We start from the raw sequence: 13,932 nt of genomic DNA on the forward strand, positions 1-13,932 counted from the left end.
AAATAACATTAAAGCGATGATGGCCTTTGCTGAAAACTGTAGATAAGATAAAACAAAGAAGGCAGAATCAGTAAACTTCCGAGAAGAAGTGCCCAACCCAATGTCTCCATTGGAAGTCCCATTGCAGCTGAATTGAAAAGGCTTAGGTTTTCGCCTGATTTTACGATGATAAAATCAGGGAAATAGTGATAGCCAAATGAGACCAAAATGAGACTGATCTGAAAACCCGCCAAGAGACGGCATAAGTTTTTATGACCTCTTCGCAGGTATCTCCATAGAACCAATAGACAAACAGTGGCTACTATCAAGAAACCTAAACTCACCCAATCTGTAAATCTTTCTTTGGTCAAGCTCAACCCATCTATCTCCGCAGCCAGAAATACCAGACCTCCTGAAATAAATGTAAGAAAAGTCAAAACCTTCGCCCGCTGAATAAACAACGCTTTGATACTTTCATCTTCTACCTCACCTATTAGATACACTGCGGCCAAAAAACCACAGATAGCTACAGTGAAAATTCCTACGGATATACTGAATAGATGCAACCATGATCCTATGTAAGCGCTATAGAAATCTGGCGCATTTGGATCTATTTGCCCAGAAACCATTGCTCCCGCTATTACTCCCAAGAAAAATGGAGTGATAAAACTGGAATATGTAAAAATCAAATTATACACCCGCTGCATGTCGTCCTTCACAGCATCGTAGTGGCGAAATATAAAAGCTGTTCCTCTACCGATAATCCCCAACAGCATCAGCACAAGGGGGATGTGTAGGTGAACCGAAAGCATGGTGTAAATAGGTGGAAAACCTACAAACAAAATCACAATCGCAATGATCAGCCACATATGATTTGCTTCCCAGATCGGACCTATAGTTCTGTAGGTTATTGTACGAACTTTCGACCGAACCGCATTAGGAGTGATCAATTCCACTATTCCCGCACCAAAGTCAGCCCCTCCTAGAAGTAAATACATCAGGATCGCAAGACACAGGAAAACGATGACTACATAGAGCATATCTTCAGGATTTAATGAATAGTGGAAGATTGGTTTTCTAAGGATTGATTTCCCTCCATATTAGGCAGACTTCTAATTTGCCTGAACAATAGAAAGCCTACAATCATAGATAGAGAAACATATACCGCAGTAAAAATCAGAAAGGACACCTGTATGCCCGGAATCGGTGTCAATGCATCCTTTGTTTTCATAAAGCCATAAATAATCCATGGCTGTCTACCCAATTCTGTTACAGTCCAACCTGCCTCCACGGCTAAAAACCCCAAGGGTGTAGCACATGCAAAGAGCCAAAGAAACCAGCGTTTTTCTTGCCAGTGTTTCTTTTTCCAGATAGAAAAAAAATACAAAATACTTAATCCCATCATTAGCATGCCCAAGCCTACCATTATCTGAAAAGCAAAATGAGTGATCATCACTGGCGGTTGCTCATCTTCCGGAATCTGATCCAATCCCATCACTTCTGCCTCAAAATCCCCATGTGCCAAAAAGCTCAGTGCTCCAGGGATTTTTATTCCGTAGTTCACCTCCCTTTTTTCTGCATCGGGTATGCCACCAATTAGTAGAGAAGCACTATTTGTAGTTTCGAAATGAGCCTCCATAGCAGCCAATTTTGCCGGTTGTCGCACTGCAATATCCTTGGCAGAAATATCACCGGAGATGGGTTGGAGCAAGGCCGCAATTCCGCCATATACAATGGCGATGCGAAAAGCTTTCCAATGAAAAACTTTGTTTTTCCCTTTAATCAGCATAAGTGCATGAATCCCAGCTACTGCAAAACCAGTTGCTGCAAAGGATGCCAATGTCATGTGCAGCGCCTGGGTAAACCATGCATCATTGAAAAGTGCGGCGATGGGATCAATATTGATATATTTTCCATCCACATAATCAAAACCTCTCGGACTATTCATCCAGCCATTTGCTGCCACCACCAGAATTCCGGATGCTAAACCACTCACACCTACTACCACTCCCGTAAACCAGTGAAACCATTTGTTAAATTTATCCCAGCCATATAGGAAAAACCCCAAGGCTATGGCTTCAATAAAAAAAGCAGTTCCTTCCAGCGAAAAAGGCATTCCGAAAATCGGCCCGGCATGAAGCATAAACTCCGGCCAAAGTAATCCCAACTCAAAAGATAGCATGGTCCCGGAAACAGCGCCAGTCACAAAGAAAATAGCAACCCCTCTACTCCATGCTTTTGTTAATTCTTTCTGATGGTAATCGTTAGTTTTTAAATAGCTGTAATGGGAAGTAGCCATGAAAAATGGCATTACCATACCGATACAGGCAAAAATAATGTGAAAGGCCATGGAGAGGGCCATCTGTGAACGTGCTGCTATAAGATCATCCATTTATTCGATAGAAAATTAGGTCCTCAATTGTGCACTAATGAAGAGGTAAAAATAGTCCCAAAAGATCAGGGATAAAGAACAAATTGACTTTTATTGAATTAAATCATGAAGTTTCAAATTTGATAAAGAACCTTTTGAAACTTTAGTCATGATAATTCCTTACCGGAAAAATCTAAAAAATCAGGTCTTGTTTTTGTGCCTTTTTCAGGATAAACCCAATACTTTATGTCTAAGCTTTACCGAAGAGTTGTCTTGGGGCTGTCTGCTTTTCTCCTTAGCTATTCTTCCACAGTCTTTAGTCAAACTTCCAGCTATACATTTCAAATTAATGATCAGCTGGACGAGCGAATCTATGCGATTGACCGCCTTACCTTCTACGAAGATGAAAGCAATGAACTTGAAATAGCTGATATCCTTTCCAATCCAATTTCGGGAAAGCTTAAGATCAATTCAGACTTTACCAAGCATCAATTCTCAACTGACAAAACCTATTGGGTGAAGGTCGCAATTCAGAAAACACCTCAAAGTAATAAGCAATGGTTGTTGGAATTTTATGATCAGACCATAGATCATATAACTGCTTATATTCCTACGGATGGTGGATTTAAGGAATTAAAATTAGGTGATCAGGCTCCATTCGGAGATCGTGTTTTCTCGCATAAGAATTTTCAGATTCCTGTAGCAAACCAAACTTCAGGAATTGACACCTATTATTTCAAAATTAAATCCTCTCAAAAAGCAGATGTAAGGATCGCCTTTCGATCATACAACCGCTTCATTTATTATGCATTAAATGAGTACTTTCTTTATGGGATATTCTATGGGATGATATTGATCATCTCCCTTTACAACGGGTTGATATATCTGGCCATCAAAGAGGTAAAATACTTGTATTACGTCTTTTACTTATTGAGCGTAGGAATTTTTGCCGCTTGTGTAGATGGAATAGCTTTCCAGTATTTATGGCCCAACCATCCCGAATGGAACCAGCCTATATCTGGACTTTCCAGTTATTTGATTGTGATGTTTGCGTTGCTTTTCTCCACTCACTTCCTCAATTTGAAGAGGAGATTCCCCAGCATGCATCGTTATTTTCAAGTAATTTTACTTGCTAAAACAATTCTTTTTCTTACTGGAGTTGCGTTTTTCCCGGCCTTGCTCGAGATACAGATTTATGACATCATCCCTTTTTTCCTCATTCTCTTTTCAAGTATTTATGTGTTAGTAAAGGGCTACAGTGTCGCAAGACTCTTTGTGATAGCCTATGGAATTTTGTTTTTGGGAGTGGCGCTGAAAGCTATGGTTCATACCGCTATCATTCCGCACAGTACTATACTCTATTACAGTCTTCATATCGCTTTTTTGATGGAAATGCTGCTACTCACATTAGCGCTGGGAGATAGGGTGAAAATCCTGAAAGACAATCGTGACCGGGCATTATTAAGATCTTTACGGCAGGCAGAAGCCAATGCCCTGCTCAAAGACAAGGTAAACCGCGAACTGGAGCAGCGTGTGAATGAACGAACTGAGGAGCTTGCTAAGAAGAACCAACTGTTGCTTACCTACAATCAGCAGATTTTGGAAAAAGACGAGGAAATCAAACGTATGAATTCTATGCTCGATAAGGATATCTGGAAGTTAAAGTCCCAGATCAAAGAAAACCTTCAGGCTAGAATCACCAATAAGCGTTTGAATTATACAGATTTCCAAAAGATATTCCCGGATTCAACCTCATGCCTACGTTACCTTGAGCAGGTTAAATGGGAAAATGGCTTTAGCTGTAAAGCTTGTGACTACGGCAAATTCTCGAAGAGTTCGAAGATTTTTCACCGTAGATGCTCCCGATGCGGACATATTGAGTCTGCTACAGCAGGCACTATTTTTCATGGAATCCGCATTCCTATTGAGAAAGCGTTCTATCTATCCTACACGGTAATTTCTGAGCACAACAAACTCACCTTGGAAGAGCTTTCCCAACTCCTAGACCTTCGTGTAAATGCTATCAGTAGCTTTCGCGTGAAAGTGAAATTGCAACTTGAAATGAAAGGAATTCATCATCCAGATTGGGAGGATATCGTGTTGGAAAGATCCCACGAACTCAACTGATTTTAGGCAATTTCAAGAGATGTTCAATTCCTGATAACAAAGCGTGATCAAGTTTATAAAAAGTGCTTAAATAAATCAGATAGCCCATTTTTGCATGAAATTAAAGCAGGAATTGACTAAATGTATTCTATGATTTTTATCAGCATTTTCAATCGATTTCGAATCAAATACTTTAGGCTAGAACTATACTGTGCTAGTTTCATTCAATGCTTGGGAATATCCTCAGGCATTGTTTAGAAAACTATAACCTAACCCAACTAGCCAAATGGAAAAATTGCTACCTGAGAGGGAAATTGCTTGGCATCACAGCAAGTATTTAATTATTACCCTCCTCCTATTCTCATTATTTATCGTCCATGATTCGTTTGGACAAACCAATGTTTCCGTCCAGGGAACAGTCCTCGATTCTTCAGGACAACCACTGCCTGGAGTAAATGTGGTTATCAAAGGAACCACTACCGGAACTGTAACTGACCTGGATGGTAAGTATTCATTAGAAGTTCCTGAAGATGCAGTCCTGGCATTTACTTTTGTCGGATTCAAAACCATGGAATCTCCTGTCAGTGGTAGATCTACGATTGATGTTACACTGGAGGAAGATTTGGGCGACTTAGATGAATTTGTCGTCGTCGGATATGGTCTCCAGAGAAAGAGTGATCTGACGGGTGCCATTTCCAGTGTGAAGTCTGAGGACATCAGCAGACTTCCTGTATCAGATGTTACACAATCACTTCAAGGACGCGTGAGTGGTGTACAAATCACCCAAAACTCTGGTGCACCAGGTGCTGGATCTACTGTTCGTATTCGTGGCGTAGGTACTTTAAATAACTCTTCTCCTCTTTATGTTGTAGATGGAATGTTGCTTGACGACATCAATTTCCTGAATCCCAATGACGTGGAATCCATGGAAGTTTTAAAAGATGCTTCAGCCACTGCTATCTATGGTTCCAGAGGTGCAAATGGTGTGATCATAGTCTCTACTAAACAAGGATCATTTGATACGGATACCAAAGTAAGCGTAGACGCTTATACAGGTGTGCAACAAGTAGCTAACAAGATCGATTTTGTCAATGCCCGTGAGTTTGCTCAATTGGCTAATGAGCTGGAGCAAAATGTAGGGAATCAACCCATATACAATGTCAACGATTACAATGAAGGAACTGACTGGCAGGATTATATTTTCAGAAACGCTGCTATTAACAATGTGAGTTTGGGTGCTTCTGGTGGTTCGGCAAAAACGAATTTCAACCTAAGTGCCAACTATTTCAACCAACAGGGTGTAGTCAAAGAATCTGAATATGAAAGGCTGACTATCCGGTTGAACAACCAATATAAACTTAGTGATGCAGTGACCTTCGGGCACAATCTTTCCTTTATTTATTACAATCAGCAAAATGAGCCAGGAGTAATCGGGAACGCCTATAGAGCATATCCGATTTTTGATCCAACTCAACCGGACGGAAGTTATACCAACACAGCTCCGGTGGGGAATCCTGCTGCGCAATTTGAATACAACTCAAATAACCAGACAAATAACTACCGTGGAGTGGGCAATTTCTTTATGGATGTAAAATTCCTTAAGAATTTCACTTTCCGCAGTAATGTTGGTTTGGATCTGGCATTTCAGGACACGAAATCATTCACCCCGGTATATTTCGTATCTCCTACTCAGCAAAACCCTGAGAACTCGGTCAATGTAGAAAACCTAAGAAATAGAAATATCCTTTGGGAAAACACACTGAATTACAGCAAAGAGTGGGAAGATCATAGATTGAACTTGCTTGCAGGTATTACCACACAGGATTTCTATACCGAAACTTTATCTGGAGGTAGAAGAAATCTTCCAGGCGAAGACCCTTCACTTTGGTACCTGAATGCCGGTGAACTTACTACTCAAACCAATTCCAATTCTGCCGGTGACTGGGCTATGCTCTCCTATCTTTTCAGAGCTAATTATACCTACAAAAACAAATTTCTCTTCACAGGTACTTTCAGAAGAGATGGGTCTAGCCGCTTTGGAAAGGAAAACAGATATGGAAATTTCCCATCTATTGCACTTGGATATAACATCATCGAAGAGGGATTTCTTCAGAATCAAAACGCACTTTCCAACTTGAAAATCCGTGGTAGCTGGGGTAAGATAGGTAATGACAAAATCGCATTTTACGAAGGGCGACCTGTCGTGACAGGAAATCAGAATGCAGTATTCGGTGAAAATGAAGAGTTGATTTATGGAGCTACACTGACCAGATTGGCTAATCCATTCATTAAGTGGGAAGAAACAGTTACCTCAAACATAGGTTTTGAATTCGGGTTTTTTAATGAAAGACTGACTGGTGAATTAGATTATTACACGAGGAAGACCAATGATATACTGGTTTCAGTTCCGATCCCATCCTATGTAGGCTCTGCCAATAATCCGGTAATAAACGCTGCAAGCGTGAAAAACTCCGGAGTAGACGTGACGTTAAATTGGAGAGACCAGAAAGGAGACTTTGGGTACAACTTCGGCATCGTAGCCTCTACAGTAAATAATAAGGTTTTGGATTTGGGAGATGGCAATGAAGCCATTTTCGGCGGAGCCGTAGGAATCAGTGGCTACTTAGGCTCCAGAACGATAGTAGGACAATCTATCGGTCATTACTATGGTTATAAAACTGTAGGTGTGTTTCAGAACGAATCTGAATTGTCATCCATCCCTACCCGTGGTCCAGAAGTAGCTGGAGACCTGATCTACCAAGATACCGACGGGAATGGCACGGTAGACAACAATGATCGAGTAATCCTTGGAAGTCCCATTCCAGACCTGATTTTCGGTTTCAATTTTGGATTTGACTACAAAGGTTTCGATTTGAGTGCTGATTTTAACGGAACCTATGGCAACGAGATATACAACGCCAAAAAACAAACCCGTTTCAACACTTATAATTTTGAAACAAGCTACCTAGAAAGATGGACTGGCGAGGGAACAAGCAATTCTGAACCTAGAGTTACGAATGGTGGACACAACTATGAAGTCTCAGACAGATTTGTAGAAGATGGTTCTTTCCTTCGATTGAGAAATATCCAAGTTGGATATAATTTCCAGGAAGTCGCATTAAGCAAGATCAAGGTTCAAAACTTCCGGGTTTACCTATCTGGCACGAATGTATTCACGTGGACCAAATACTCAGGTTATACTCCTGAAATTGGAGGTGGAGATGTACTTGGGACAGGATATGACAGTGGTCTTTATCCAGTAGCCAGAACTTTCAACGTCGGTATTTCAGCTAGCTTCTAAACCCAATCAAACCATGAAAAATAAGATTAACTATAAAATAGCAGCAGTAGGCCTAAGCATTTTATTAAGTGTGGGTCTAATTTCCTGCGAAGACTATTTGGAAAAGGCGCCACTTGGTGAGCTTACTTCAGAAAACTTCTTCAAGGACGAACTGCAGGCAACACAGGCTGTCAATGCCATTTATTCACATCTTCGAAATTTCAACGTGCATGTGTTTTCATACATAGGAATCACTGACATCGCTTCGGATGATGCGGATAAGGGTTCAGTGCCAGGAGATGCCGGTTTCCTTCAGGATATAAATGATTTCACCTTTGATGCAAATAATACAGCAGTAAATGGTATCTGGTCAGGATATTTTCAGGGGGTTTTCCGTGCAAATCAGGTGGTTGCAAATGTACCTGAAATAGATATGGATGAAGCATTAAAAACGAGATTGATTGGTGAAGCAAGATTCCTCAGAGCCTATTTCTACTTCTTTTTGGTGAGAACTTATGGAGACCTTCCGCTTATCGATCGTCCCCTTAACCCTGATGAGTACGCTCAGTCCAGGGTTTCTAAAGAGGAAATATATGAATTCATCGAAGAGGATCTAAGATTTGCGTCAGCTAATCTTCCAGAAAAATCTGAGTACGAAGCATCGGAACTAGGTCGCGCGACGGCAGGTGCTGCTAAGTCATTTTTGGCAAAAGTCCATCTCTTCCAAAACGAATTCCAGGAAGCTTATGATTTGGCTCAGGAAGTAATTTCAAGCGGTGAGTATGAACTTTATCCAGATTACGAAGGGATTTTCCGAAGAGAAGGAGAACATTCTTCGGAGAGCATCTTCGAAGTGTCCACCGTGGCGCTCGAGGCTGGAGGCGGCGGATCGCAGTTCAATGAGGTACAGGGAATCCGTGGAAATCCTAACAACGGCTGGGGATTCAATGGCCCGTCTGATGATTTGATGGCAGCTTTCGAGGAGAATGATCCAAGGTTGACAGCAACCATCATCAATGACGGTGATACCTTGCCATCTGGAGAGGTAGTAGAGGCAGATCCTAACATGGGCGAAAATGCAAGATTTAGCAGAAAAGCATGGCTTCCTGAGAGACCACCATCTGGATTTGGAAATAGCGGGGCAAACATCCGCCTATTCAGATATGCCGATTTGTTGTTGATTGCAGCAGAAGCTGCTAACGAAATCGGAAATCCTAGCCAAGCTTTGGTATATGTCAATATGGTGCGTGAAAGAGCCCGTCAAGGTAATGAAGAAATTCTGCCAGACTTGACAGTGACAACTCAGGCTGAATTAAGGGAGGATATATATCATGAGCGACGTGTAGAGCTTGCGATGGAGCAGCACAGATATTTCGACTTGGTAAGACAAGGAAGAGCGCAGGAAGTTTTTTCAGAGCTGGGAATCACCTGGACTCCAGGCAAGCATGAAGTCTATCCTGTTCCTCAGTCCGAAATCGACATTAGCGGGGGGTCTATCATCCAAAACCCGGGGTATTAAGCCCCTTGACTCCTGCCTTCTTGCTGGGGCGGGAGTCTACTTTATTTCCATTTTCACTGAATCACCCAATTTTTAAGCTATGAAATCGAGCATTATTCAAGCACTACTTCATAAAATGATTTTCAATGTTGCGAGACTCCATCTGACCATTAAAAATAAACAGATGAATGTTCAAAACCCCTTCGCCTTATTGGTATTGGTTAGCTTCTCCTTTGCCTGCCAAAAAAATGAAGAAAAAACCGATAACATCAAAGCCACCCCATATGACATCCACGTAGAACTCGCTTGGAATAAATCACCTGAGGCCGATTCCTACGGGGTTTGGGTTAGTATGGACGATGATCACTATACGAGAAGGGCAGTTTTAGAAGACACAATTTACCTTGATTTTGTAAATGATCTTGGGATGGAGCTGGATCTGAACTACGAAGTCAGGGCCTACTCTGGAGAGGATTCTATCATCGTAGGAAGAGCTGCAACCAAAACCCATAAAATGACAGATGAGGAGCTTTTGGATATGGTGGAATTCTACACCTTCCGATACTTTTGGGAAGGCGCTGAACCAAATTCGGGAATGGGCCCAGAGCGAATCCACATAGACGGAGACTATCCTGAGAACGATGCACACGTTGTTACCACCGGCGGATCAGGAATGGGGATTTTCGGATTGATCGCCGGAATGGAAAGAGGCTGGATTACTAAAGAACAAGGCGTTGCCCGATTCGAAAAGATTGTAAGTTTTCTGGAAAAAGCTGACAAATTCAAAGGAGTCTGGCCACATTGGATTAATGGGCAGACTGCAAAGGTTCAGCCCTTCGGTCAAAAAGATAACGGAGGAGATCTAGTGGAATCCGCCTTTCTGATGCAAAGCCTGATTGCAGTGCGCGAGTATTATAAGGGAGGAGACGATAGACAAAAGGCCGTTGCTGAAAGAATAGATAAACTGTGGAAGGAAATGGACTGGACTTGGTATACCCGGGATGGACAGGATGTGCTCTATTGGCACTGGTCGCCTGAGTATGCCTGGGATATGAATTTCCCGCTGGAAGGATACAATGAGTGCCTTATCACTTATGTGCTCGCAGCATCCTCTCCTACTCACAGCATTGATCCGGAAGTTTATCATAAAGGCTGGGCAAGAAGCGGGGCAATCAGATCTGATAAAAAAGCATTTGGTTATGACTTGATATTAAAGCATAATGGTGCAGAAGATAAGGGAGGCCCACTTTTCTGGGCACATTACTCCTATCTCGGGCTTAACCCAATGGGTCTGAAAGATCAATATGCTGATTACCAGAAACTAAATACAAACCATACACTCATCAACAGGGCACATGTTCTGGAAAACCCAGAAGGGTTTGCTGGATATGGAGAAGACCTTTGGGGACTTACCGCCTCTTATTCCATTAATGGATACAACGCTCATTTTCCAGCAAATGATACTGGCGTAATTTCCCCTACCGCCGCCATTTCATCTATTCCATACACTCCTGAGGAATCCATGAAAGTGATCAAAAATCTTTATTACAATTATGGCAAAAAAGTACTCGGAAGATATGGCTTTTACGATGCGATGAGCCCAGAGCACGACTACTATCCCACTAGATATTTGGCAATAGATCAAGGTCCGATGGTGGCGATGATAGAAAATTACAGAACTGGGCTAGGCTGGAAATTATTTATGGGAGCACCGGAAATTCAGGAAGGATTGAAGAAGTTGGGTTTTGAAAGTTCTGACATAAAGTAAGCTGCCATCCAGCGATTACTTTCCAGGCAGATGCATCATCAGGAAGTTTATCTCTGATTCAATGTCCATCATGTTACTTTTTTCAACTAATTTATACTGGCCTTTCCCGGATTTATCCCATGTATTATATCCGTTTTCGGCTAAAGACATTTTACCTTCTTCTAATGTAAAAAACTTCTCATAGCCCAAACATGCTACATAAACGGCCGTCTGATCCCAACTCATACGGCCGTTTTTGTCTTCTTCTGCCATGGGTATAGCTATCGAAAAAGCATCTTTAACAGGACTGTTTTCAATATTGCTATTGGTGATTAAGGGAATCCCAGTGTGAATTTGCTTTCCTATTTCAAATCCGCTAAAAATTATTGGTTTTGGAAAATTTTCTACAACGTAAATCGATGCTTCAGGGTCTTGATTTACATTGAACTCCGAACCTTCAGGAAAATAACCAGCCATACTGACCATTTTAGATACTTTCTTTTTCACTAATTCAATTCCATCAAGAGGGGAATACTCATCAGCTTCCGATTGAAGTAAATTCGAAATATTTGTAAAAAATCCTACTGTAATCAGGGTCACACTTCCATCCGGCTGCTCGGCAAGCAGCCTTCTATATAGCTCAACTGCATCTGGCACTTCGCTATTGCTGAGGATCTGATGAGGGTGTTTTGCCAATAATGTATCTGTCCAGTGCTGCCAATCCCGCTTTGTGATGGCATTTCCTGTAGGAACCCCGATCGGCAAATCTTCTCTTAAGAAATAGGTGTTCAGCACATTCAATACTCCGGCAACTCCCTCGTATTTTGTACTTGCCATAGTAGCCAGAATTTCTACTTTGCCTTGGTCAGCAAATGCATGCAGTAAGGCTATAGCCCCGACATCGTCATAATCAGGTCCCATATCCGTATCAAATATCACTTTTGCAGGATTAGTGGACTGAGCGTAAGAAATCAGAGAAATGAAAAAAAATACAAGTAGAATTGAAATAGACTTTGAGCTCATTGTGGGTAAGGTTTAGAAATATATGATTGTAAGAAATCAATTTCAGACATACCTAATTTAATCAGTCTTTTTCAAATCAGAATTATTCCCATTTCTTTCCAGCAGCTGCACCTGCCTTTCCATAAGTTCAGAGATCCTATTCAGTAGCTCAATATTTTTCGGGGTAGTGACCGTTTCATTTTTAGGATCTTCCGCTTTCTTCCGGATGGTGTTCATCAGTTTTACTACCAAGAAGACTGTAAATCCGATAATCAGGAAATCGACCGATGCCTCAAACAACTTCCCGTAACCTATCGCTATTTCCTCAGGATGCACTACACCCTCCGTAGTCACGGCTTCACGTAGGACAATCTTTTTATTTTCCCAATTAATCCCGTTGGTAAGGAATGATAAGGGCGGAAGGAAAATCTCCTTTACAAGCACATCGACCACTTTATTAAATGCCGCACCGATGATCACACCTATTGCGATATCGATCATATTGCCCTTGATGGCAAATTCTTTAAACTCTTTAAATAATTTGATTTTCATATTTCCAGTCAATTTTATCCTGATTGTACCTGCATATAGCCACAGATCTATTCAAATGCTATTCCTATGAGAAGTAAATAAAATCTCGGCGTTTTTTTTGGAATTACTATATCAGCCACCAATGAATCAGATAAATACTGGCGCATTGATAAAACTAGAAATCAATTATTTAACTCTTAAACGTACACTATCATGACAAAGGACCATGGACCAAGCATCAAAAATGATGAAAAATATGAGGCACTACGGAAAGAAGGAATGAGTAAGCAAAAGGCTGCACGCATAGCAAACGACCCCAACTCGGGAAAAAAAGGCGGCAAGGCTGACAAATATAATGAGCGGAGCAAACAGGAACTCTATGACCAAGCCAAAGAAATCGGAATAGAAGGCAGAAGTAAAATGAGTAAACAGCAATTAATCTCCGCCCTACGGAATTCCTGAATAAATAATTAAAAACTAAACCACTCAAACCATGAAAAAACCAACAGAATTTAAAGACCAAAAACAGTCCCTTCCCGGGCAGCAATCTAAAATGGTACCGGAACCGGAAGTCATCCGGGAAGGCTATAAGGGCTCTGACAAGCTGAAAGATAAAGTAGCGCTCATCACGGGAGGCGATAGCGGCATAGGAAGAAGTGTCGCAGTGTATTTCGCCAGAGAAGGTGCAGATGTGGCAATAGTGTATATCAGCGAAGAAAAAGATGCTAAAGACACCCAGAAAATGGTGGAAAAAGAAGGAAGAAAATGCCTTCTATTGAAAGGCGATATCAAGTCAGAGGCTTTCTGCAAAAAAGCAGTTGATTCCTGTGTGAAAAAACTTGGAGGATTGAATATCCTTGTAAACAATGCTGCTATCCAATTTCCTCAGGATTCTCTTCAGCAAATCACTGGCAAGCAGTTAAAGGAAACTTTCGAAACAAATATATTTTCCTTCTTCTATCTGTCTAAACTCGCTATGGATCACTTCTCCCCTGGAGACACGATCATCAACACCAGTTCGGTGACCACTTATCGTGGAAGTGAGCACTTGGTGGACTACGCAAGTACCAAAGGCGCTATAGTCGGATTTACCAGATCACTTGCACTTATGGTAGCCAAAGATAAGATACGCGTTAATGGTGTGGCCTCTGGCCCGATTTGGACACCATTGATCCCCGCAACTTTCGATGACGTGACAGAATTTGGTCAGGACACGGCTTTGGGAAGAGCAGGTCAACCCAGCGAAGTTGCTCCAGCTTACGTATTCCTAGCTAGCGAGGATAGCTCATACATCACCGGACAATTTATCCATGTGAATGGAGGTGAAATAGTTGGTGGATAAAAAATTTAAGATTTTCTGATTAAAAATGGGAATGAAAAAAGCCTACAGCGTCAATTTCATTCCCATTTTTATAGCT

General features: G+C 41.5%; 10 protein-coding genes. 6 read left to right on the plus strand and 4 right to left on the minus strand.

The genetic code is table 11. From position 1 onward, the window contains the following. Positions 1 to 8 precede the first annotated feature (8 nt). Both AACZ73_RS12320 and AACZ73_RS12325 read right to left on the minus strand, forming a co-directional pair. Positions 9 to 1,019, minus strand: a complete 1,011-nt coding sequence (locus AACZ73_RS12320) for a cytochrome d ubiquinol oxidase subunit II (protein ID WP_339878199.1) — start codon at positions 1,017 to 1,019, stop codon at positions 9 to 11. Positions 1,020 to 1,030: 11 nt separating this feature from the next. After that, the gene (locus tag AACZ73_RS12325; RefSeq protein WP_339878201.1) at positions 1,031 to 2,371 is read right to left on the minus strand and encodes a cytochrome ubiquinol oxidase subunit I; all 1,341 of its coding nucleotides are present in this window, start codon (positions 2,369 to 2,371) and stop codon (positions 1,031 to 1,033) included. Between the two features lie 225 nt (positions 2,372 to 2,596). Here AACZ73_RS12325 and AACZ73_RS12330 point away from each other — a divergent pair, with 225 nt between their 5' ends. From AACZ73_RS12330 to AACZ73_RS12345, 4 genes are all read left to right on the plus strand, one after another. After that, positions 2,597 to 4,477 carry a 7TM diverse intracellular signaling domain-containing protein gene (locus AACZ73_RS12330; RefSeq protein ID WP_339878202.1) on the plus strand — a complete coding sequence of 627 codons (1,881 nt, stop codon included), beginning with the start codon at positions 2,597 to 2,599 and terminating at the stop codon, positions 4,475 to 4,477. Positions 4,478 to 4,742: 265 nt separating this feature from the next. Then, a complete protein-coding gene (locus AACZ73_RS12335) occupies positions 4,743 to 7,757 on the plus strand; it encodes a TonB-dependent receptor (RefSeq protein ID WP_339878204.1) in 3,015 nt (1,004 codons plus the stop codon). A 13-nt stretch (positions 7,758 to 7,770) separates the two neighbouring features. Beyond that, entirely contained in the window at positions 7,771 to 9,255 is a 1,485-nt protein-coding gene (locus AACZ73_RS12340) for a RagB/SusD family nutrient uptake outer membrane protein (RefSeq protein WP_339878206.1), read from the plus strand. A 79-nt stretch (positions 9,256 to 9,334) separates the two neighbouring features. Further along, entirely contained in the window at positions 9,335 to 11,002 is a 1,668-nt protein-coding gene (locus AACZ73_RS12345; RefSeq protein ID WP_339878207.1) for a glucoamylase family protein, read from the plus strand. A 15-nt stretch (positions 11,003 to 11,017) separates the two neighbouring features. On the opposite strand, the gene AACZ73_RS12350 is transcribed toward AACZ73_RS12345, so the two are convergent. Then, positions 11,018 to 12,004 carry a nucleoside hydrolase gene (locus AACZ73_RS12350; protein WP_339878209.1) on the minus strand — a complete coding sequence of 329 codons (987 nt, stop codon included), beginning with the start codon at positions 12,002 to 12,004 and terminating at the stop codon, positions 11,018 to 11,020. A 57-nt stretch (positions 12,005 to 12,061) separates the two neighbouring features. After that, positions 12,062 to 12,535 (minus strand): large conductance mechanosensitive channel protein MscL, encoded by a 474-nt coding sequence (gene mscL, locus AACZ73_RS12355; protein WP_339878211.1) that lies wholly within the window; start codon positions 12,533 to 12,535, stop codon positions 12,062 to 12,064. A gap of 192 nt (positions 12,536 to 12,727) precedes the next feature. Between mscL and AACZ73_RS12360 the strand changes: the two genes are divergently transcribed. Next, positions 12,728 to 12,976, plus strand: a complete 249-nt coding sequence (locus AACZ73_RS12360) for a Rho termination factor N-terminal domain-containing protein (RefSeq protein ID WP_339878213.1) — start codon at positions 12,728 to 12,730, stop codon at positions 12,974 to 12,976. A 31-nt stretch (positions 12,977 to 13,007) separates the two neighbouring features. Beyond that, positions 13,008 to 13,856 (plus strand): SDR family oxidoreductase, encoded by an 849-nt coding sequence (locus AACZ73_RS12365; RefSeq protein ID WP_339878215.1) that lies wholly within the window; start codon positions 13,008 to 13,010, stop codon positions 13,854 to 13,856. The last annotated feature ends 76 nt before the right edge of the window (positions 13,857 to 13,932 follow it).

It is taken from the genome of uncultured Algoriphagus sp. (assembly GCF_963974835.1).
Classification (GTDB): domain Bacteria; phylum Bacteroidota; class Bacteroidia; order Cytophagales; family Cyclobacteriaceae; genus Algoriphagus.